20 protein-coding genes are annotated in these 20,331 nt (G+C 72.4%); 11 read left to right on the forward strand and 9 right to left on the reverse strand.

The genetic code is table 11. The features are described 5' to 3' along the window. Window positions 1-70 precede the first annotated feature (70 nt). The 7 genes from Q8A52_RS20005 (at window position 71) to dapE (ending at window position 7,910) form a co-directional block, all read left to right on the forward strand. Window positions 71-1,525, forward strand: a complete 1,455-nt coding sequence (locus Q8A52_RS20005; protein ID WP_316754024.1) for an MFS transporter — start codon at window positions 71-73, stop codon at window positions 1,523-1,525. A gap of 77 nt (window positions 1,526-1,602) precedes the next feature. Beyond that, entirely contained in the window at window positions 1,603-1,809 is a 207-nt protein-coding gene (locus Q8A52_RS20010; protein WP_316754025.1) for a hypothetical protein, read from the forward strand. After that, on the forward strand, window positions 1,806-2,180 hold the full coding sequence (locus Q8A52_RS20015; protein ID WP_316754026.1) for a type II toxin-antitoxin system death-on-curing family toxin: 375 nt from the start codon (window positions 1,806-1,808) through the stop codon (window positions 2,178-2,180). The genes Q8A52_RS20010 and Q8A52_RS20015 overlap by 4 nt, the downstream gene beginning before the upstream one ends. 170 nt (window positions 2,181-2,350) lie before the next feature. After that, window positions 2,351-4,147 (forward strand): DEAD/DEAH box helicase, encoded by a 1,797-nt coding sequence (locus Q8A52_RS20020; protein WP_316754027.1) that lies wholly within the window; start codon window positions 2,351-2,353, stop codon window positions 4,145-4,147. Window positions 4,148-4,636: 489 nt separating this feature from the next. Continuing rightward, window positions 4,637-5,278 carry an IclR family transcriptional regulator gene (locus tag Q8A52_RS20025; protein ID WP_316754028.1) on the forward strand — a complete coding sequence of 214 codons (642 nt, stop codon included), beginning with the start codon at window positions 4,637-4,639 and terminating at the stop codon, window positions 5,276-5,278. 125 nt (window positions 5,279-5,403) lie between these two features. Then, window positions 5,404-6,858 (forward strand): amino acid permease, encoded by a 1,455-nt coding sequence (locus Q8A52_RS20030; RefSeq protein WP_316754029.1) that lies wholly within the window; start codon window positions 5,404-5,406, stop codon window positions 6,856-6,858. Beyond that, the gene (dapE, locus tag Q8A52_RS20035) at window positions 6,855-7,910 is read left to right on the forward strand and encodes a succinyl-diaminopimelate desuccinylase (RefSeq protein WP_316754030.1); all 1,056 of its coding nucleotides are present in this window, start codon (window positions 6,855-6,857) and stop codon (window positions 7,908-7,910) included. The genes Q8A52_RS20030 and dapE overlap by 4 nt, the downstream gene beginning before the upstream one ends. On the opposite strand, the gene Q8A52_RS20040 is transcribed toward dapE, so the two are convergent. Further along, window positions 7,891-9,435 (reverse strand): PucR family transcriptional regulator, encoded by a 1,545-nt coding sequence (locus tag Q8A52_RS20040; RefSeq protein ID WP_316754031.1) that lies wholly within the window; start codon window positions 9,433-9,435, stop codon window positions 7,891-7,893. The genes dapE and Q8A52_RS20040 overlap by 20 nt on opposite strands. Window positions 9,436-9,586: 151 nt before the next feature. Here Q8A52_RS20040 and Q8A52_RS20045 point away from each other — a divergent pair, with 151 nt between their 5' ends. Genes Q8A52_RS20045 through Q8A52_RS20055 form a run of 3 tightly spaced genes read left to right on the forward strand, consistent with a single transcriptional unit; the run spans window position 9,587 to window position 12,307 of the window. Next, on the forward strand, window positions 9,587-10,348 hold the full coding sequence (locus Q8A52_RS20045) for a chorismate synthase (protein WP_316754032.1): 762 nt from the start codon (window positions 9,587-9,589) through the stop codon (window positions 10,346-10,348). After that, window positions 10,345-11,463, forward strand: coding sequence for an o-succinylbenzoate synthase (gene menC / locus Q8A52_RS20050; protein WP_316754033.1), 1,119 nt, complete (start codon window positions 10,345-10,347; stop codon window positions 11,461-11,463). The genes Q8A52_RS20045 and menC overlap by 4 nt, the downstream gene beginning before the upstream one ends. A gap of 52 nt (window positions 11,464-11,515) precedes the next feature. Next, complete coding sequence (locus Q8A52_RS20055; RefSeq protein ID WP_316754034.1) at window positions 11,516-12,307, forward strand: S16 family serine protease; 792 nt, start codon at window positions 11,516-11,518, stop codon at window positions 12,305-12,307. Here Q8A52_RS20055 and Q8A52_RS20060 read toward each other — a convergent pair. From Q8A52_RS20060 to Q8A52_RS20090, 7 genes are all read right to left on the reverse strand, one after another. Next, window positions 12,304-12,480: a hypothetical protein gene (locus Q8A52_RS20060; RefSeq protein WP_316754035.1), complete on the reverse strand. Its 177-nt coding sequence runs from the start codon at window positions 12,478-12,480 to the stop codon at window positions 12,304-12,306. The two genes, Q8A52_RS20055 and Q8A52_RS20060, sit on opposite strands and share 4 nt — an antisense overlap. 11 nt (window positions 12,481-12,491) lie before the next feature. Next, window positions 12,492-13,076 (reverse strand): ArsR/SmtB family transcription factor, encoded by a 585-nt coding sequence (locus Q8A52_RS20065; RefSeq protein WP_316754036.1) that lies wholly within the window; start codon window positions 13,074-13,076, stop codon window positions 12,492-12,494. Window positions 13,077-13,157: 81 nt separating this feature from the next. Next, window positions 13,158-14,117: a glycine betaine ABC transporter substrate-binding protein gene (locus Q8A52_RS20070; RefSeq protein ID WP_316754037.1), complete on the reverse strand. Its 960-nt coding sequence runs from the start codon at window positions 14,115-14,117 to the stop codon at window positions 13,158-13,160. After that, window positions 14,114-14,977 carry an ABC transporter permease gene (locus tag Q8A52_RS20075; RefSeq protein WP_316754038.1) on the reverse strand — a complete coding sequence of 288 codons (864 nt, stop codon included), beginning with the start codon at window positions 14,975-14,977 and terminating at the stop codon, window positions 14,114-14,116. Before Q8A52_RS20075 ends, Q8A52_RS20070 begins: the two co-directional genes overlap by 4 nt. Further along, window positions 14,974-16,161 carry an ABC transporter ATP-binding protein gene (locus Q8A52_RS20080; RefSeq protein ID WP_316754039.1) on the reverse strand — a complete coding sequence of 396 codons (1,188 nt, stop codon included), beginning with the start codon at window positions 16,159-16,161 and terminating at the stop codon, window positions 14,974-14,976. Before Q8A52_RS20080 ends, Q8A52_RS20075 begins: the two co-directional genes overlap by 4 nt. 16 nt (window positions 16,162-16,177) lie before the next feature. Beyond that, window positions 16,178-16,825 carry an ABC transporter permease gene (locus Q8A52_RS20085; RefSeq protein WP_316754040.1) on the reverse strand — a complete coding sequence of 216 codons (648 nt, stop codon included), beginning with the start codon at window positions 16,823-16,825 and terminating at the stop codon, window positions 16,178-16,180. 27 nt (window positions 16,826-16,852) lie between these two features. Continuing rightward, window positions 16,853-17,332 carry an Lrp/AsnC family transcriptional regulator gene (locus tag Q8A52_RS20090; protein ID WP_316754041.1) on the reverse strand — a complete coding sequence of 160 codons (480 nt, stop codon included), beginning with the start codon at window positions 17,330-17,332 and terminating at the stop codon, window positions 16,853-16,855. Between the two features lie 122 nt (window positions 17,333-17,454). On the opposite strand from Q8A52_RS20090, the gene hppD reads away from it, so the two are divergent. After that, window positions 17,455-18,600, forward strand: a complete 1,146-nt coding sequence (gene hppD, locus Q8A52_RS20095) for a 4-hydroxyphenylpyruvate dioxygenase (protein WP_316754042.1) — start codon at window positions 17,455-17,457, stop codon at window positions 18,598-18,600. Window positions 18,601-18,831: 231 nt separating this feature from the next. Here hppD and Q8A52_RS20100 read toward each other — a convergent pair whose 3' ends face one another. Then, entirely contained in the window at window positions 18,832-20,316 is a 1,485-nt protein-coding gene (locus Q8A52_RS20100) for a tetratricopeptide repeat protein (RefSeq protein WP_316754043.1), read from the reverse strand. Between the last annotated feature and the right edge of the window lie 15 nt (window positions 20,317-20,331).

Below are 20,331 nucleotides of genomic sequence, written 5' to 3' on the forward strand. Positions count from 1 at the left end.
ACCAAGGTCCGAGGCCGGGGACGACTCGCGACAGGGGCGAAAGGGGGCAGTGCGACTTACCCTGGCGACCATGACCGCCCTTGAGCCGCGCGACGCCGGAGTCGCCGAGGAACCTGCCGACAGAGCCGACGAGAGTGTGCTGGGGCGGTCGTACCGTGCGCTCAGTGTCGGGATCGTCTCCGTCGTCCTGCTGATCGCCTTCGAGGCGACGGCCGTGGGGACGGCGATGCCGGTCGCGGCGCGGGAACTGGACGGGCTGGCGCTGTACGCGTTCGCCTTCTCCGGGTACTTCACCACCAGCCTGTTCGGGATGGTGCTCTCGGGGCAGTGGTCGGACCGGCGGGGCCCGCTGGGCCCGCTGACCACCGGCATCGCGGCCTTCGCCGCCGGGCTGGTCGTGGCCGGGACCGCCGGTGCGATGTGGGTGTTCATCCTGGGGCGCGCCGTGCAGGGGCTCGGCGGCGGGCTGGTGATCGTCGCGCTGTACGTCGTCGTGGGGCGGGCCTATCCGGAGCGGCTGCGCCCCGCGATCCTGGCGGCGTTCGCCGCCGGGTGGGTCGTACCCTCCATCGTCGGGCCGCTCGCGGCGGGGGCCGTGACCGAGCATCTCGGCTGGCGGTGGGTGTTCATCGGGATTCCGGTGCTCGTCGTGTTCCCGCTGGCGCTCGCCCTGCCGCAGATACGGCAGCGGGCCGGAGGGCCGGTCGACGCGGGCGCGGCGGGAGCCGCAAGCCCCTCGTTCGACCGGCGTCGCATCCGGCTCGCCCTCGGGATCTCGCTCGGCGCCGGCCTGCTCCAGTACGCCGCGCAGGGTCTGCGGTGGGTCTCCGTGCTCCCCGGACTCGCGGGCGCCGCCCTCCTCGTGCCGGCCGTGCTCGGGCTCCTGCCGCGCGGTACCTACCGGGCCGCGCGCGGGCTGCCGTCCGTCGTGCTGCTGCGCGGGGTGGCCGCGGGGTCCTTCATCGCCGCGGAGTCGTTCGTGCCGCTGATGCTGGTGACCCAGCGGGGGCTGTCGCCGACGCTGGCCGGGTTCTCGCTCGCGGCGGGCGGGGCGACCTGGGCGCTCGGGTCGTGGGTGCAGTCGCGGCCGCGGGTGGAGCCGTACCGGGAGCGGCTGATGACCCTGGGGATGGTGCTGGTCGCGGCCGCGATCGCCACGGCGCCCAGTGTGCTGATCCACACCGTGCCCGTGTGGATCCTCGCCGTCGCCTGGGGCTTCGGCTGCTTCGGCATGGGGCTGGTGATCGCCTCCGCCGGAGTGCTCCTGCTGCACCTCTCCGCCCCCGCAGAGGCCGGCGCCAACTCCGCCGCCCTGCAGATCTCCGACGCCCTCTCCAATGTGGTCCTCCTCGCGGTGGCCGGCGCGGCCTTCGCGACCCTGGGCGGCGGGAGCGCGGCACACGCCACGGTCACGGCGGCGGGCGGCTCCGGGTCGCATCCGGCCGCCTTCGCCGCCGTGTTCCTGCCCATGGCCGGGGTGGCCTTGATCGGGGCCTGGGTGACCACACGGCTGCGGGAGCGGTGAGTGGGTCGCAGACGGCGAGCGGTCCGTCGGCCGTAAAGAGATCGCCCGGCCCCGGCCGTTGGGCCTACCCTCCCCGCATGCACCAGCCCGAGCTGACCCTCACCCTCGACCCGGCCACCCGGCAGGCCCTCGACGACCTCGCGGACGCCCAGGGGCGCACGCCGCAGGACGTCGCCCTGGACGCCGTACGCAGGCATCTGCACGACGAGGAGCTCGCCGTGCGTGCCGTCGCCGGGCGGCTGGCCGGGGCCCACGCCGACCTGCTGAGGAGGCTCGGCGAATGACCCGTCACCTCACCGTCGCCGAGGTCACCGCGCTCGCCGAGGTCGCCTTCGGGGGACGGGCGCCCGAGGCCCGGGAGCCGGGGCTGCTCGCCTCGGCCGTGCACCGGCCCCGCGCCCGGATGTTCGGTACGGCGGCCTACCGGGACCGGTACGAACAGGCCGCCGCGCTGCTCCACGCCATCGCCACCAACCACCCCCTCGTCGACGGCAACAAGCGCACCGCCTGGCTGGCCGCGGCCACCTTCCTCGCCGTCAACGGGGTCGACCTCGCAGGCGTGGACCAGGACACGGCGTACGAGCTGGTCATCGACGTGGCCTCCGGCGAGGAGAGCGATGTCGCGGTGATCGCTCGGCGGTTGCGTGCCCTGTGACGTGGATCCCACCCACGGGCGACCGGGCCTCGTCCGGGCGTTGACACCACCGGGCCGCCGGTAGGGTGGCCCGGTTGTCATACGTAGCCGAGCCGCCCGCCCGTCACCCGGCACCGCCCGACCGACGCGGTGCGCGCGGCCCCCTCCATTCGACCCCCTCCACGGAGACCGTGACTACTACCGCCGCTTCCTCCCACTCCCACCATCTCTCCCCGGCCTTCCCGGGCCGCGCTCCCTGGGGCACCGCCAGCAAGCTGCGTGCCTGGCAGCAGGGGGCGATGGAGAAGTACGTCCAGGAGCAGCCGCGCGACTTCCTGGCGGTCGCGACCCCCGGCGCGGGCAAGACGACCTTCGCCCTCACCCTCGCCTCCTGGCTGCTGCACCACCATGTCGTGCAGCAGGTGACCGTGGTCGCGCCGACCGAGCACCTGAAGAAGCAGTGGGCGGAGGCGGCCGCGCGGATCGGGATCAAGCTCGACCCCGAATACAGCGCCGGACCGCTCGGCAAGGACTACGACGGGGTCGCGGTCACCTACGCCGGTGTCGGCGTGCGCCCGATGCTGCACCGCAACCGGGTCGAGCAGCGCAAGACCCTCGTGATCCTCGACGAGATCCACCACGCCGGTGACTCCAAGTCCTGGGGCGAGGCCTGTCTGGAGGCCTTCGAGCCGGCCACCCGACGGCTCGCGCTCACCGGTACGCCCTTCCGGTCCGACACCAACCCCATCCCCTTCGTGACGTACGAGGAGGGGACGGACGGCATCCGGCGGTCCGCCGCCGACTACACCTACGGGTACGGCAACGCGCTCGCCGACCATGTCGTCCGGCCGGTGATCTTCCTCTCCTACAGCGGCAACATGCGCTGGCGGACCAAGGCCGGTGACGAGATCGCCGCCCGGCTCGGCGAGCCCATGACCAAGGACGCCGTCAGCCAGGCCTGGCGCACCGCCCTCGACCCGCGCGGCGAATGGATGCCCAGCGTGCTGCGCGCCGCCGACCAGCGGCTGACCGAGGTCAGGAAGGGCATCCCGGACGCGGGCGCCCTCGTCATCGCCTCCGACCAGGACTCGGCTCGCGCCTACGCCAAGCTCATCCGCGAGATCACGGGCACGAAGGCCACCCTCGTCCTCTCCGACGACGCCGGCGCCTCGAAGAGGATCGACGAGTTCAGCGAGAGCAACGACCGCTGGATGGTCGCCGTCCGCATGGTGTCCGAAGGCGTCGACGTGCCCCGGCTCGCCGTCGGGGTCTACGCCACCACCATCTCCACACCGCTCTTCTTCGCACAGGCCGTCGGCCGTTTCGTACGGTCCCGGCGGCGCGGCGAGACCGCCTCCGTCTTCCTGCCGACCGTCCCCGACCTGCTCACCTTCGCCAACGAGATGGAGGTGGAGCGGGACCACGCCCTCGACAAGCCGAGGAAGGAGGGTGAGGAGGACCCGTACGCCGAGTCCGAGAAGGAGATGGAGGAGGCGAACAAGGAGCAGGACGAGGACACCGGCGAGCAGGACATGCTCCCCTTCGAGGCCCTCGAGTCCGACGCCGTCTTCGACCGGGTGCTGTACGACGGCGCCGAGTTCGGCATGCAGGCCCACCCGGGGAGCGAGGAGGAGCAGGACTATCTCGGCATCCCGGGGCTCCTCGAACCCGACCAGGTGCAACTGCTGCTCCAGAAGCGGCAGGCCCGGCAGATCGCGCACAGCCGCAAGAAGCCCGACTCCGAGGCCGACCTGCTCGAACTGCCGGCCGAGCGGCGGCCGGTGGTCAGCCACAAGGAGATGATGGAGCTGCGCAAGCAGCTCAACACGATGGTGAGCGCCTACGTCCACCAGAGCGGCAAGCCGCACGGGGTGATCCACACCGAGCTGCGGCGGGTGTGCGGGGGGCCGCCGAGCGCCGAAGCGACGGCCGGGCAGCTCAGGCAGCGGATCGCCAAGGTGCAGGAGTGGGCCACCCGCATGCGGTGACGCTCCGCTGGGTTCGCCGAAATCTTCCGCCCACCCGCCCACCTGTCTCGGTCGGCCGGAGAGGGCCGTCACGGGGCTCCGCCCCCGCCCCCGTCTCGGCCGCCTGCCCGCCCCCGCCTCGGTGGGCCGCCCCGGCCGCCCGCCCCAGCTGCCCGTCTCGATGGGTCAAGAGGTGATCGTCACGGGGCCTTGCCCCGAACCCCTGCTCGGGCGGCCCGTGTGCGTATCCGGACGAATGTAGGCAGGCCGGATCTGGTCTTGCCCGGATTCTGGACGGAGGCTTCCGCTCAGCGAACCGGCTTCGCTAATGTCCCGCTACGCACACGCCCCGTGGCAGCGCCGCCGCGGAGCGCAGCCGTGAAGCGACTGGGCCCGGAGCCGCCGGGCCGCCATGCCGATCGGCGGCCTCTGAAGCGCGTCGCCGACGGGACTCTGCGACGCATCCGCCGCGAAGGGGTTGCCGACCTCACCACTTAAGGAGTGGGCGTCGTGACCGCGGAGACCTCTCAGACGCTCGACCGGGGACTGCGCGTCCTCAAGCTGCTGGCCGACACGGACCACGGGCTGACCGTCACCGAGCTTTCCAACAAACTGGGCGTGAACCGGACCGTCGTGTACCGGTTGCTGGCCACGCTCGAACAGCATGCGCTGGTACGGCGTGACCTGGGCGGGCGAGCCCGGGTCGGGCTGGGAGTGCTGCGCCTGGGCCGGCAGGTGCATCCGCTGGTGCGCGAGGCGGCACTGCCCGCACTGCGGGCGCTGGCCGAGGACATCGGGGCGACGGCCCATCTCACGCTCGTCGACGGCACGGAGGCACTGGCCGTCGCGGTGGTCGAGCCGACGTGGACGGACTATCACGTGGCCTACCGGGCGGGCTTCCGGCATCCGCTGGACCGCGGAGCCGCGGGCCGGGCGATCCTCTCGGCGCGGCAGTCGCCGCTGACGGAGCCCGGATACACCCTGACACACGGTGAGTTGGAGGCGGGTGCCAGCGGGGCAGCGGCGCCCCTGCTCGGCGTCACGGGGGTGGAGGGCAGCGTCGGTGTCGTGATGCTGGCGGACTCCGTGCCCGAGCGGGTGGGGCCGCGGGTCGTGGACGCGGCCCGGGAGGTTGCCGAAGCGTTGCGCTAGCGCGAATTCTTTGGCCGATCCGTAAATCGGCTCGCTCCACCTTTGGTCGATTCCCTCACCCCGGCTTCGTCGTCCCTCCGCATCATCAGGGGCCATAACAGCCCCACGGCGGAGGGAAAGACACGGTGGAGACAGTCGGAACACGGCCCAGGGCCGGGCAGGAAGCGAGACCGGCAGGCCGCCTCACCCGGCGGCAGGCCGTCGGCACGCTCGTCGGTGAGGCCGAGGGCAGCCCGCTCAAGCGGACCATGGGGGTCGCACAGCTCACGCTGCTCAGCGTCGGCGCGACCCTCGGCACGGGCATCTTCGTCGTGCTCGGGCAGGCCGTCCCCGAAGCGGGCCCGGCCATCGTCGTCTCCTTCGTACTCGCCGGGGTGACCGCGCTCTTCTCGGCGCTCTCCTACGCCGAGCTGGCCGGCATGATCCCGGGCTCGGGCTCCTCGTACAGCTACGCCTACGCCACCCTCGGGGAGTTGGTGGCCTGGGTCTGCGGCTGGTGTCTGATCCTGGAGTACGGGGTGTCCGTGGCCGCGGTGGCCGTGGGCTGGGGGCAGTACGTCAACGAACTGCTCGACCTCACCCTCGGTGTCACGCTGCCCGAGTCGCTCAGCGCGCCGCCCGGCCTCGGCGGCACGCTCAACATTCCGGCCGCCCTCATCGTCGTACTCGCCATGGTCGTGCTGCTGCGCGGCGCGAAGGAGAGCGCCGTCGCCAACACGATCATGGTCGCGGTGAAGATCGCCGCCCTGGTGATGTTCTGCGCCGTCGCCTTCACCGCCTTCCACGCCGGGAACTTCCAGCCCCTGTTCCCGCTGGGCGCCGCGGGCATGAGCGCCGGTGCCGCCTCCCTCTTCTTCTCCTACATCGGCTTCGACGCCGCCTCCACCGCGGGCGAGGAGGCCAGGAACCCGCAGCGGGACCTGCCGCGCGCCATCATCCTGTCCCTCGTCCTGGTCACCGCCCTCTACGTCCTCGTCGCCGTCGCCGCACTCGGCGCCATGCCATGGACGAAGTTCGAGGGGACCGAGGCCACGCTGAGCCAGGTGCTGGTGCAGGCCGTCGGCGGCGGGAACGTCTGGCCCGTCCTGCTGTCGATAGGCGCTGTCGTCGCCACCACCAGCGTCGTGCTGACCGTGCAGTACGGGCAGATCCGCATCCTGTTCGCCATGGCCCGGGACGGTCTCGTGCCGCCGCTGTTCGCCAGGGTGCATCCGCGCACCGGGGTGCCGCGCGCCAACACGGTCATCGTCTCCGCCTTCATCGCGGTGCTCGCCGCGCTCGTCCCCCTCGGCAGCCTCGCCGACGCCACCAGCATCGGCACCCTCTTCGCCTTCATGCTGGTCAACCTGGCGGTCGTCATCCTGCGCCGGCGCAGCCCCGAGGCCGCCCGCTCCTTCCGCGTCCCCTTCTCCCCGGTCACGCCCCTGCTCGGCGTCGGCTTCTGCGCCTACATGCTGTTCAGCCTCGGCGCCGACACCTGGATCGCGTTCGGCGTGTGGATGGCGGTCGGCCTCGTCGTGTACGGCCTCTACGGCATCCGGCACTCCAAGCTCAACCAGCTCCCGCAGGACCTCGCATGACCTCCCTGGACCTCACCGCCGGCATCGTCGACCTCACCCGGGCCCTCGTCGACCTCCCCTCCGAGAGCGGGGAGGAGGCCGCGATCGCGGACGCCGTGGAGGCGGCCCTGGCCGCCCTCCCCCACCTCACCGTGGAACGCGTCGGCAACTCGGTCGTCGCCCGCACCGGGCTCGGCCGCCCCCGACGGGCCGTGATCGCCGGGCACCTGGACACCGTGCCGGCCGCCGGCAACCTCCCCTCCCGGCTCGCCGACGACCGCGTCCACGGACTCGGCGCCTGCGACATGAAGGGCGGGGTGGCCGTGGCCCTGCGCCTCGCGGCCACCGTCCCGGACCCGGCGCTCGACCTCACCTACGTCTTCTACGAGTGCGAGGAGGTCGAGGGCGAGCGCAACGGGCTCGGCCGGATCGCCGCCGAACGGCCCGGTCTCCTCGAACAGGCCGACCTGGCGATCCTCATGGAGCCCTCCGACGCCGGGGTCGAGGCGGGCTGCCAGGGCATCCTCAGTGCCGACATCGTCGTCCGGGGCGAACGCGCCCACACCGCCCGCGCCTGGAAGGGCGTCAACGCCGCCCACAAGGCCGCCCGGGTCCTCCAGCGGCTCGACGACCACACGCCGGAGCGGGTCGTCATCGACGGGCTGGAGTACCGGGAGGGGCTCGGCGCGGTCGCCGTACGGGCCGGGGTCGCCGGGAACGTCGTGCCCGACGAGTGCGTCGTCACGGTCAACTCACGCTTCGCGCCGAGCCGTTCGGCCGAGGAGGCGGAGGCGTACGTCCGTGGGCTCTTCCCCGAGTACGAGGTGCGGGTCACCGAGGTCGTGCCGGGGGCGCTGCCCAGGCTGGAGCGGGTCGGTGACCTCGTCGCCGTGCTCGGCGCGCAGCCCCGGCCCAAGCTCGGGTGGACCGATGTGGCCCGGTTCGCCGCGCTGGGCGTGCCCGCGCTCAACTACGGCCCCGGGGACCCGTCGCTCGCGCACACGGCGGGGGAGTACGTCCCCGTGGCGCATCTGCGGGAGTGCGAGGACCGCCTCAGGAAGTGGCTCCTGTGAGGCCCGCGAGGACCCTCAACTGGAGCCACAGCACCAGACGTTCGTCGGGATCGTCCAGGGCGATCCCGACGTGCTGCTGGGCCTGCTTCAGACGGTAGCGGCAGGTGTTGGGGTGCACGGCGAGCAGCTTCGCCGCGCCCGCCATGTCGCAGCCCGCGTCGAACCAGCAGACCAGGGTGCGGGCATAGTCCGTGCCCTGCTCCGCGTCGTACGCCAGCACCCGGCGCCAGGCGCCCGCGCTCAGCTCCCGCCGCTCGCCCAGCAGTTCCGTCAGCCGCAGCAGGGTGATGCGCGGGCGCACCTCGTCCACCGTCGCCACCGGCAGCTCGGGTCCCAGCACCCGCAGCACCAGGTCCGCGTCCGCCCGCGAGTCGGCCACCCCGCCGAGGTCCGGCACCACCTCGCCCAGCGCCGCCCGCACCGGCACCCGCAGCGCCTGCCCGGCCCGCCGCACGATGTCCTCGGCAAGCGCCCGGTGCCGGGTCCCGGGGCCCGGAAGCAGCGCGTACACCACCCCGTCGGCCAGTACGCACGCATGCCGCCCGTAGCGCGCCTGGCACTGCAGGCGTACGACGTCCAGCAGACGCAGGGCGGTCCGCTCGGAGTCAGGCACGCTCGCCGCCGAGTCGAGCACGAACGCGGCCACCCGCACGGCGCCCTCGAGCCCCAGCCGGTGGGCGGCCGTCGACGCGTCGGCCGTGCCCTCCAGCAGCCGGCGCAGCAGATCGCTGTTCTGGTGGCGGGCCAGTTCCTGCGCGGCCCGGGCGCGCAGCAGGAGCAGCGCGGCCGTGGAGGCGCCCTGGGCGAGGGTCTCCTCGGCGTCGGGCGCGAGCGTGCCGCCGTCGACCACCCAGACCGAGCCGAGCGTCTCGCCGCCCGCCCGGACGGGCATCGCCAGCCGGGGCAGGTCCGCGTCCCGCAGCGCGGGCAGCCGCACCGGCCGGTCGGCCGCGAACAGCACCCGGTACTGCTCGGTGTTCTCCGAGCTGGGCGGCACCTGGAGGCCCAGGATGCCCTGCCGGCGGTCCTCGTCGACGGGCTGATCGGGGACGGTCGAGTAGGCCAGGATCCGCTGCCGGGTGTCCTCGATGGCGGTGGCCCCGCCGGCCGCCGCGGCGATCGCGTCGGCCAGCGCGAACAGATCACCGAGGCCGCTGCCGGAAGCGGCGGGGCGGGTGCCGATCGCGGACGCCAGCAGCAGATGGACGTGGTGCCAGGCCGCGTCCTCGTCTACCGACAGCAGCGCCACGCCCCGCGCCTCCGCCTCGCCGACCGGCCCGTCCGCCCCCCGCACCACCACCCCGGTCATCCCCGCCTCGGCGGCGGCCCGCACCAGCGGCCCGGCCGCCGCCGCGTGCACCCCGACCGCGAGGAGCAGCGCGCCGGGCAGCTGGGGGACCGGGGCGTGGGCGTCGTACAGCACCGCCTCGGTGACCGGCACGGTCAGTCCGGCGGGGGCGGTGTGCAGTCGTACGGAGGGACCGCCGATGACGTCCAGGAGGTCGCCGAGCGTGCAGGCGTCCATGGGGTCCTCACCTTCCGGTGTCGGTCCACGGTATGGACCGACGGTATGGGCCGCGGCATGGCCGACGTATTGGCCGATCTCCAAACGAACGTACGCGTGTGTTGTCCACTCGCACAACACGCGCCCGCCCTCCGCCTCCGAGACTCGGACCATGACAGGAGTCACCATCCGTACCGTCCGCGACGTCACCGGGCTCGCGGCCGTGAGCGCCTACTTCAGCGACGTCTGGCAGACACCCCGCTCCGCGCCCCCCTATCCGGCCGAGGTGCTGCACAGCCTCGTCCACGCGGGCGGCGCCGTGCACGCCGCCTACGACGGGGAGCGGCTGGCGGGGGCGTCCGTGGCCGTGTTCGGCCCGGGCCAGGAGACCTACTCGCTGGTGGCGGCCGCCGACCGGGGCCTCGGACACGCGGTGAAGCAGGCCCAGCGCGCCTGGGCGCTGGGCCTCGGTGCCCGCACCATGCGCTGGACCTTCGACCCGCTGGTCGGCCGCAACGCCCGCTTCAACCTGGCCAAGCTGGGCGCGGTCGGCACCGCGTACCTCGTCGACTTCTACGGCCCGATGGCGGACGGCGTGAACGACGGCGACGAGAGCGACCGGCTGACGGTGACCTGGGACCTGACCGCGCCGAACCCGTCGTACGACACGGCGGACGACCGCGCAGGGGCGCCGGCGACTCACATCGCCCCCGACGGCGACACCCTCGCCCGCCGCGACCTCGCCGACCGGCAGGTGCACTGCCGGGTCCCGGACGACATCGTGAAGCTGCGCGCCGCCGACCCCGTGCTGGCGCTGCGCTGGCGGTACGCCGTGCGCGAGGTCTTCACCGAGGCCTTCGCCGAGGGATTCACGGCCACCGGAATGTCCCGTGACGGCTGGTACACGCTCACCCGGACGGAGGAAGCGGCATGAAGCTCGAGCGCGTAGAGATCGTCCACGTCGCGATCCCGCTCGTCACCCCCTTCCGCACCTCCTTCGGGACCATGACGACGAAGGACACCTTCCTCCTGCACGTCGTCACCGACGAGGCCGAGGGCTGGTCGGAGTTCGCCGCCGACCCCGAGCCGCTGTACTGCTCCGAGTTCACCGCCGGCGCCGAGATCGTGCTGCGCGACTTCCTGCTGCCGCGCGTCGCCGCCCTCCCGCATCCCACCACGGCAGCGCTGGCCCCCGCGATGGCGAAGATCAAGGGACACGAGCTGGCGAAGGCCGCCCTGGAGACGGCGGTCCTGGACGCGGAGCTGCGCGCGCACGGCATGCCGCTGGCGACCTACCTGGGTGCGGTGCGGGACCGGGTTCCCGCCGGTGTCTCGGTCGGCATCAAGAACTCCGTCCCCGAGCTGCTGGACGACGTCGAGCGCTATCTCGCCGAGGGGTACGTCCGTATCAAGCTGAAGATCGAGCCCGGCTGGGACGTCGAGCCGCTGCGGGCGGTGCGTGAGCGCTTCGGCGCGGCGCTGCCCCTCCAGGTCGACGCCAACACGGCGTACACCCTCGCCGACGCCGAGCATCTGCGGCGCCTCGACGACTTCGGGCTGCTGCTCATCGAGGAGCCGCTGGAGGAGAACAACCTCTACGCCCACGCGCGCCTCCAGCAGCGCATCACCACCCCCGTCTGCCTGGACGAGTCCCTGCACAACGCCGCCGACACCGCCTCCGCGATCTCCCTGGACGCGTGCCGGGTCGTGAACGTCAAGCCCGCCCGGGTGGGCGGCTACCTGGAGGCCCGCCGCATCCACGACGTGGCCCATGCGCACGGCGTGCCGGTGTGGTGCGGCGGCATGCTGGAGACGGGCGTCGGCCGTGCCCCGAACCTGGCCCTGGCAGCCCTGCCCGGCTTCACCCTCCCCGGTGACACCTCGGCGTCCTCCCGCTACTTCGCCGAGGACATCACCGAGCCCTTCGTGCTCCGGGACGGCCATCTGCCCGTCCCGACCACGCCGGGCATCGGCATCGAGCCGCTCCCGGAGGCCCTGCGCCGCTTCACCCGGGAGCGCCGGGACCTGTACCGGGCCGGCCAGGGCTGACCCGCCGCCCCGTGCCGGTGGCCGGAAGTGCTCGCCACGTTAGATTGACCTCGTGCTCTCTCGCCTCACGCGCCTCCAGGCCGTCGCCGTCTGCGCCCTGCCCGTCGGGGCCCTGCTCGCCGCGGCGGCGTTCGCGCCGCTGCCGTTCTCGGTGGCGCAGCCCGGGATGACGGCGAACGTGCTGGGCAAGAACCGGGGCACCGAGGTGATCACGATCTCCGGGGCGCCGACCCGGGACACGAACGGGCAGCTGCGGATGACGACCATCGAGGCGACCGGCCCGGACACGGAGGTCTCGCTCGGTGACGTGGTCGACAGCTGGTTCCGCACGGACCGGGCGGTGATGCCGCGCGACGCGGTCTACCCGACCGGCAACAGCGTCAAGGAGATCGAGCAGCACAACGCCGAGCAGATGCGGCAGTCCCAGGACTCGGCGACCCAGGCGGCGCTCAAGTACCTGAAGCTGAGCGACAAGGACGTCAAGGTCTCGCTGAAGCTGGCCGACGTCGGCGGGCCCAGCGCGGGACTGCTGTTCTCGCTCGGGATCATCGACAAGCTGGACGGGAACGGCAGCGGCGGCGACCTCACGGGCGGCCACACCGTCGCCGGCACCGGGACCATCGACACGAACGGCACCGTCGGCGCGGTCGGGGGCGTGGCCCTGAAGACACAGGCCGCACGGCGGGACGGGGCGACCGTCTTCCTGGTGCCGAAGGATGAGTGCCGCGAGGCCAAGTCGGAGCTCCCGAAGGGACTGCGACTGGTTCCGGTGACCACCCTGAAGGGGGCGGTGGACTCCCTGGTGGCGCTGGAGAAGGGGAAGGGCTCGGTACCGAGCTGCTAGGCGAGGGCCGGCCGCGGGGCCGAGGCGAGCCGCAGGCCGACCTCGACCAGGGTCCAGCCGAGCCGGACGCGCAGCTCGTTCGGGCGGTGGGCCTCGGTGGCGAGGCGATGGGCGTCGGCCTGGGCGTGGAACTCGGCGATGCGGTGCCGGGCGAGCTGGTCGCTGTCGTGCATGGCGGGGCCTCTCAATCCGTCTTGATCGGGAACAGGTGCGTGTGGATGCGTACTTGCTCGGCCTCGGGGGTGTCCGCGTCCGGTACGCGGTCCCGGTAGCCGTCGATCAGGTCGTGCATCTTGTCGATCAGCTCCAGGGCGAGGCCGGGCGTCAGCCGTAGCGTCATGTCGCTCATGTCGCTGGAGCGCGACCATGCCCTGGACCATTCGTCGCGCGTACCGAGCCAGGCGGACAGTTCACGGGCGTGGGTTCCGGCCATCTCGTGCAGGAACACCTCCGTCAGTCCCCGCACTTCCGGGCTCGCGTCCTCGAACTGCGCGCTGTCGAAGACCAGGCCCTGGTCCACCGCCTTCCACCAGCGCTCCCGCCCCTTGCCGTGCTCCGGGGCGTCCTCGACGAAGCCGTGCGCGGCGAGTTGCCGCAGGTGGTAGCTCGTCGCGCCGCTGGACTCGCCCAGCCGCGCGGCCAGTTGGGAGGCGGTGGCCGGACCGTTGTGCCGCAGGGCGTCCAGCAGCTGCATCCGCAGGGGATGCGCGAGGCCGCGCAGCGAGCGGGCGTCCAGGAGGCGCTGTTTCCGGTCTTCGTGCTCCGTCATGCGTACAAAGGTAGCGTTGCAAAGAATCCGTTGCAAGGACTTCTTTGCAAGCATCTCTTTGTAACTCCCCCGGTACGCCTCCTACTTCACGAACCCCTGCGCCTTCATCCAGTTCAGAGCCACCTGATGCGGATCCTCCCCGTCGACGTCCACCTTCGCGTTCAGCGTCTGTGCCACGGCGTTGTCGAGCTTCGCCGTGACGGGGTCGAGTACGGTGGCGATCGCCGGCCACTTCTCGAGGGTGCGGGAGTTGATCTCGGGGGCCGCGTTGTAGTTGGGGAAGAACTTCCGGTCGTCCGCCATCACCGCCAGGTCCATGGCCCTGATCCGGCCGTCGGTCGTGTAGACCTCCCCGTAGGTGCAACTCCCCTTCGCCGTCTCGGTGTAGATGATCCCGGTGTCCATCTGCGTGATGTCCGACGCCGGAACCTTCATCCCGTACGCCTTCTGCATCCCCCGCAGCCCGTCCGCCCGGTTGGCGAACTCGCCCTCCACGCACAGCGTCACGGCCCCGGGACGCGAGCTGGTCAGCGCGGCCACGTCCGACAGGGTCCGGGTGCCGTACCTCCTGGCACCGGCCCGGTTCACGGCGAGGGCGTAGGTGTTGTCCAGCCGCGACGGCGTAAGCCAGGTCAGCCCGTTGGCGAGGTCCGCGTCGCGCACGGCCTGCCACTGCCGGTGCGGGTCGGGGATCGGCTCGCTGTTGCCCTGGTACGTGATCCAGGCGGTGCCCGTGTAGTCGTACATGGCGTCCGCGTCCCCGCTCCTGACCGCCTCCCGCGCCCCGATCGAGCCCTGGATGCCGGTCCGGTCGAGGACGTCCGCGCCCGCCGCCTGGAAGGCGATGCCCATCATCGCGCCGAGGATGAGGCTCTCCGTGTCCGCCTTCGACGTCACCGTCAGATGGGCGCCCTTGAGCGGCTCGCCCTGCCCGATGGTGCCCGGCCGGACGTCGTCGACCATCGGGGACCCGCTGCTCAGCCCACAGCCGGACACCGCCACCAGCACCCCGGCCAGCAGCAGGCGGGTGCCGCGGCTCATGTCTCCACCGCCAGTCCGCGTGGGCGGAGGACCAGTTCGGCCAGGGAGGCCAGCCAGTCGACGAGCAGGGCGAGGGTGACCGTGAGGACGGAGCCCAGGACCAGTACCGGCATGCGGCGGGTGGTGATCCCGGCGGTGATCAGCACGCCGAGTCCGCCGCCTCCGCCGAAGGCCGCGAGGGTGGCGGTACCGACGTTGAGCACCAGCGCCGTGCGCACGCCGGCGAGGATCAGCGGGACGGCGAGGGGGAGTTCCACGCGGGCCAGCACGCCCGGCGAGGACATGCCGATGCCGCGGGCGGCTTCGAGCAGGGTCGGGTCGTTCGCCTTGAGTCCCGTGACCGTGTTCGCGAGCACCGGCAGCAGGGCGTAGGCGGTGATGCCGATCAGGGCTGCCTTCATTCCGGTGCCGAGCCAGATCACCAGCAGGGCGAGCAGTCCGATCGCCGGTGTCGCCTGGCCCGTGTTGGCCATCGCCATGACGACCGGGGTGGCCCTCCGGAACGCCGCGCGGGTCAGCAGGATGCCCAGCGGGATCGCGATCACCAGCACGAAGAAGGTCGAGATCACGGTGAGCTCGATGTGCTGCCACAGGGCCTTGGACACCTGGCCGTCGGACAGCGCGTTCCGGGAGACCTCGTCCAGGCCGGCCCGCCGGAACCACAGCAGGGTCGCCAGCAGGACCGCCGCCAGCACCGCCGGCAGGACGGTCAGCTTCTGCCAGGTGAGCCGGCGGCGCGGCCGGGGCGGCGGGGTCCGGGGTCCCTCCGGCCCGGTGGCATCCGCGGACCCGGCCCCGGCCGCCGGTTCCTCCGGCCCGGCCGGGCCCTTCAGCTCATCCGGGCGGTCCGGGGTCGTCACGCCGTGCTCCTCCCTCCGCCGTCCGCCGGCCGGTCGGCCGCCAGCAGTTCGTGCACGGAGTGCATCAGTGTCCCCACGTCGACGACACCCACGTACTCGCCGTCGGCCCCGGTCACCGCGACCCGGCCCGCGCTGTCCGTGAGCAGCGCCTCCAGCGCGTCCCGCAGCGTCGCGTCCCGGGTCACGGTGCGACGCACCGGTGCGCCCGTGCGGGGCGCAGAGCTGCCGGTCCGCACGAGGTCGCCACGCCGGAGCCAGCTGCCGGGGCGGTGCTGCCGGTCGAGGAGGAGGATCTCGTCCGTACCGCTTCCGCGCAGCCGGTCGAGGATCTCGTGCAGCGGGGTGTCCTCGGTGGCCGTGGGACAGCCGGCGATCCCCACATCTCGTACGCGGGTCAGATTGAGCCGCTTGAGCGCCGCCCCCGCGCCCACGAACCCGGCCACGAACTCGTCCGCCGGGCTGGTGAGGATCGCCTCCGGGGTGTCGAACTGGGCGATGTGCGAGCGCTCGCGCAGCACCGCGATCCGGTCGCCCAGTTTGATCGCCTCGTCGAAGTCGTGGGTGACGAAGACGATCGTCTTGTGCAGCTCGCGCTGGAGCCGGAGCAACTCGTCCTGGAGGCGGTCGCGGGTGACCGGGTCCAGCGCGCCGAACGGCTCGTCCATCAGCAGGACCGGCGGATCGGCGGCAAGCGCCCGGGCCACCCCGACGCGCTGCTGCTGGCCACCGGAGAGCCCGCGCGGATAGCGGTCGTGGAACTCGCCGGGGTCGAGACCGACCAGGGCGAGCATCTCCTCCACCCGCCGCTTGATCCGTGCCTTCGGCCAGCCGAGCATCCTCGGTACGAGCGCGATGTTCTGGGCTGCGGTCATGTGCGGGAACAGCCCGGACGACTGGATCGCGTACCCGACGTTCCGGCGCAGCCGCACCGGGTCCATGCCGGTGACGTCCTCGCCGTCGATCCGGATCCGGCCCGCGGTCGGCTCGATCAGCCGGTTGATCATCTTCAGGGTGGTCGACTTGCCGCAGCCGGACGGGCCGACGAGCACGACGGTCTCGCCCGCCCCGATCCCCATGGTCACGCCGTCCACGGAGGGGCCCGCACTGCCCGGATAGCGCTTGGTGAGGTTCTCCAGCCCGATCGCGGCGCCGTGGGTGCCGGTGTTGCCGCCGGGCTCGGCCACGGATCCCCCTGGAAGCTCAGCCACGGATCCCCCCGGAAATCGTCAGCCGTCCGACCAGCACGTACGCGGCGTCGAACAGCAACGCGAGGACGACGATCCCGAGCGTGCCCGCGAGCACCTGGTTGAGCGCGTTCCTGCTGCCCAGGGAGGCGATCCCGCGGAAGATCTCGTTGCCCAGACCGGGCCCGGAGGCATAGGCGGCGATGGCCGCGATGCCCATCAGCATCTGGGTGGAGATCCGGATGCCGGTCAGGATCGGCGGCCAGGCGAGCGGCAGCTCCACCCGCAGCAACCGGGCGCGGCGGGACATGCCGATGCCCCGCGCCGCGTCCAGCAGCACGGGATCGACTCCGCGCAGGCCCACGACCGAGTTGCGCACGATCGGCAGCAGCCCGTACAGCGTCAGCGCGATCACCGTCGGCGGCACGCCCAGCCCCACGGCCGGGATCAGCAGGCCGATCATGGCGAGCGACGGGATGGTCAGGATGGTGGCGGTGGCCGTGGTGGCGAGGTTCCCGGCCCATTCGCTGCGGTGGGTGACGACCCCGATCAGCACCCCGAGCAGGGTCGCCACGACCATGCACTGGAAGACGACACTGGCGTGCTGGTAGGCGTCCGTGAGCAGTTGCCGGTGCCGATCGCCCAGGTACTCCCAGAAGCCCACGCCCTGCTCACCCCCGGGTCGGTCGGGTCAGGTTCCGTCCCGGTCCTCCGCCGCCTGCTCCACCAGCGGGATGATCCGCAGCGGGACGGGGTTCTCCATGACGATCGCCGTGGAGGCCCGGACGATGCCATCAAAACCGACAACCCGGTCGATCACCCGCTGGAGATCGGCGTTCGAGCGGGCCACCAGCCGGCACAGCATGTCCCCGGTGCCCGTGGTGGTGTGCAGCTCCAGCACCTCCGGCACGGTCGCCAAGTGGGCCCGCACATCGGGCCCTTGACCCTGCCGGATCTGGAGCGTGGCGAACGCGGTGACCGGGTAGCCGAGCGCCGCCGGATCGACCTGCGGTCCGAATCCGCGGATGACTCCGTTCGACTGAAGCCGGTCGAGGCGCGCCTGCACGGTCCCCCGGGCGACCCCCAGCCGCCGGGACATTTCCAGGACCCCGAGCCGCGGCTCGCGGGCCAGCAGCAGGATGATGCGCCCGTCCAGATGATCGATCGCCACGTCGCCTCCCGGGTTGGTCATCCTGTACAGAAAGTCCGCCGATACGGCCGTAGTACTGAACATATTGCTCAGTCGATACGGAAACTATTGCGCACCTTGCAGAGCGGAGCCAGTCTTCCGCCATGACGCAGACCACACACCACACTCCCGACACCGCCCGGCAGGCCGACCCCTTCCCGGTCAAGGGAATGGACGCGGTCGTCTTCGCCGTGGGCAACGCCAAGCAGGCGGCGCACTACTACTCCACCGCCTTCGGCATGAAGCTGGTCGCCTACTCGGGACCGGAGACCGGCAGCCGCGAGACCGCGAGCTATGTCCTGGAGAACGGCTCCGCCCGCTTCGTGTTCACCTCGGTCGTGAAGGCGAGCAGCGACTGGGGCGCCTTCCTCACCCGGCATGTGGCCGAGCACGGCGACGGCGTCATCGACCTGGCCATCGAGGTCCCGGACGCGCGCCGCGCGTACGCCTACGCGATCGAGCACGGCGCCCGCCCGGTGGCCGAGCCGTACGAGCTGAAGGACGAGAACGGCACGGTCGTCCTCGCCGCGATCGCCACCTACGGCGAGACCCGGCACACCCTCGTCGACCGCTCCGGCTACGACGGCCCGTACCTCCCCGGCTACGTCGCGGCCGCCCCGATGGTCGAGCCGCCCGCCCGCCGCACCTTCCAGGCCATCGACCACTGCGTCGGCAACGTGGAACTCGGGCGGATGAACGAGTGGGTCGGCTTCTACAACAAGGTCATGGGCTTCACGAACATGAAGGAGTTCGTGGGCGACGACATCGCGACCGAGTACAGCGCGCTGATGTCGAAGGTCGTCGCGGACGGGACCCTGAAGGTCAAGTTCCCGATCAACGAGCCGGCCATCGCCAAAAAGAAGTCCCAGATCGACGAGTACCTGGAGTTCTACGGCGGCGCGGGCGTCCAGCACATCGCGCTCAACACGAACGACATCGTCGAGACCGTACGGACCATGCGGGCGGCCGGAGTCGAGTTCCTGAACACCCCCGACGCCTACTACGACACCCTCGGCGAGTGGGTCGGCGACACCCGTGTCCCGGTCGACACCCTGCGCGAGCTGAAGATCCTCGCCGACCGCGACGAGGACGGCTACCTCCTGCAGATCTTCACCAAGCCGGTCCAGGACCGCCCGACCGTCTTCTTCGAGATCATCGAACGTCATGGCTCGATGGGCTTCGGCAAGGGCAACTTCAAGGCCCTGTTCGAGGCGATCGAGCGCGAGCAGGAGCGGCGCGGAAACCTGTGACACGCCCGGGTCCTGCGAGTGCCTAGGCCCTGTCGTCAGATCCCCGCCTGCCCTGCGACGCCATGCACGCGCTCTCGCCGCACCGGGCTCCGACCCAAGTACATCCAGTACGAGGGCCGGGGCCCGGCACGCCGAGAGCACGCACCTGACGCCGCAGGGCCCGCCCTTCGGGCGGACGACGGGGATCTGACGACAGGACCTAGGGGGCACCCGCAGGACCCGGCGGCCAACTCACCGTCCCGGTGCCTTCGCGTCGTCGAACACGGGCTCCTCGGCCGAGGGCTCGCCCAGCTCCCGCAGCGCCGTCCTGGCCGCGGGCGCCTGCAGGGGCGAGAAGTACGGACTGATCCGCAGAGCCTCCTCCAGGTGCCGCCGGGCGGGCCCGTCCAGCTCCAGCTCCCGCTCGATCATGCCCCGGTGATACGCGTACAGGGCGCTGCGCACTCCGCCGCCGTTGACCTTGTCGGTGGCGATCTCGGCGTACTGCAGCGCCTTCTCGGCGTCCCCCGCCCGGTTCAGCGCCCACCCCAGCGCGTCCGCCACCTCGATCCCGGGCTGCCGCTCCCATTCGGCCTCCAGCCGCTGCACGGCCTCCTGCGGGTTCCCGTGGTCCGCCTCGAACTGCCCGAGCACCAGCTCGTCGTCGACCCCGCCCGCCGTGTCCTGCGCCACCCGGACCCGCAGCAGGTCGTACTGCACCCGGGCCTCCGGCCGCTGCCCCAGCGACTCGTACAACTCGCCCAGTTCCAGGGCGTACTGGGGAGTGGGCTGGTTGGCGAGCGCCTCCTGGTAGGCGTTGAGGGCCTCCTGGGTGCGGCCCAGCGCGGCGAGCGCCCGCCCCCGCCCGGCCAGGGCGGCCGCCTGACCGGGGTCGAGACGCAGGGCCGCCTCGAAGTGCCGCAGCGCGTCCTCCCGCTCCCCGCGCTCCCAGGCCAGCTGTCCCGCCTGCTCCAGATAGACCGCCTGCTCGGTGGGCGTCCGCGCGGCCGCCGAGGCGTCCGCCAGCTGCGCCGCCGCGTCCTCGCGCCAGCCCCGGTCGCGGTAGACGGCGGCCGCCTGTGCCATCACAGCCGGCCGACGGGAGGCATCGACCTTCAGCCCCATCAGCTTCTCCAGCGTCTGCCGGGCCGCCTTGTAGTCTCCGAGGCCGGTGTACGCGTCGATCAGCAGCGGATACGTCGTCCACCGCTTCGGCTCCGCCTCCAGCGCCTGCTCGCCCCAGCGCTTGGCCTCCGCGAAGTCCCGGCGCGCGTTCGCCAGCGCGGCCATCCCGCCCAGCGCCGGCGCGCTCTGCGGGCTGTTCTCGCCCGCCACCCGCAGCGAGGTCCGCAGCGCCCGCTCGGCCCTCGGGAAGTCAGCGGCGTCGGCGGTCCGCCGCCCCTGTTCCACATAGGACGTGCCCAGCACGGCCCAGGCCGGCGCGTCCTGCGGATGCGTCCGCACATGCTTCTCCTGCTGCCCGATCAGCGCGGCCAGGTCGGGCAGCGCGGCCGGCGCCCCGGCGTTGACCGCCGTCAGCGCCTGCGGCCCGGACCCCGGCACCGGCGGCTTGGCCCCGGGCGACGACGGGAGCAGCATCAGGACTCCGCCGACCGCGGCACCGGCCGCGACGCCCGCCGCGACCGAGACGATCAGTGCGCGCCGCAGCCTCCGGGAGCGGCGGGGCGGCTGCTCCGCCAGCAGGGACGTACCCGGGCGGGACTGTTCGTTCTCCATGGCGCCCACTGTGCG

The organism is Streptomyces herbicida (assembly GCF_032656585.1).
Classification (GTDB): domain Bacteria; phylum Actinomycetota; class Actinomycetes; order Streptomycetales; family Streptomycetaceae; genus Streptomyces; species Streptomyces herbicida.

Coding starts and splice junctions, on each gene's coding strand:
- dapE (WP_316754030.1), top strand. CDS start 6,855: ATGACCTCCCTGGACCTCACCGCCGGCATCGTCGACCTCACCCGGGCC.
- Q8A52_RS20100 (WP_316754043.1), bottom strand. CDS start 20,316: ATGGAGAACGAACAGTCCCGCCCGGGTACGTCCCTGCTGGCGGAGCAG.
- Q8A52_RS20070 (WP_316754037.1), bottom strand. CDS start 14,117: ATGAGCCGCGGCACCCGCCTGCTGCTGGCCGGGGTGCTGGTGGCGGTG.
- Q8A52_RS20040 (WP_316754031.1), bottom strand. CDS start 9,435: ATGGACGCCTGCACGCTCGGCGACCTCCTGGACGTCATCGGCGGTCCC.
- Q8A52_RS20065 (WP_316754036.1), bottom strand. CDS start 13,076: ATGACGGAGCACGAAGACCGGAAACAGCGCCTCCTGGACGCCCGCTCG.
- Q8A52_RS20010 (WP_316754025.1), top strand. CDS start 1,603: ATGCACCAGCCCGAGCTGACCCTCACCCTCGACCCGGCCACCCGGCAG.
- menC (WP_316754033.1), top strand. CDS start 10,345: ATGAAGCTCGAGCGCGTAGAGATCGTCCACGTCGCGATCCCGCTCGTC.
- Q8A52_RS20015 (WP_316754026.1), top strand. CDS start 1,806: ATGACCCGTCACCTCACCGTCGCCGAGGTCACCGCGCTCGCCGAGGTC.
- hppD (WP_316754042.1), top strand. CDS start 17,455: ATGACGCAGACCACACACCACACTCCCGACACCGCCCGGCAGGCCGAC.
- Q8A52_RS20045 (WP_316754032.1), top strand. CDS start 9,587: ATGACAGGAGTCACCATCCGTACCGTCCGCGACGTCACCGGGCTCGCG.
- Q8A52_RS20005 (WP_316754024.1), top strand. CDS start 71: ATGACCGCCCTTGAGCCGCGCGACGCCGGAGTCGCCGAGGAACCTGCC.
- Q8A52_RS20060 (WP_316754035.1), bottom strand. CDS start 12,480: ATGCACGACAGCGACCAGCTCGCCCGGCACCGCATCGCCGAGTTCCAC.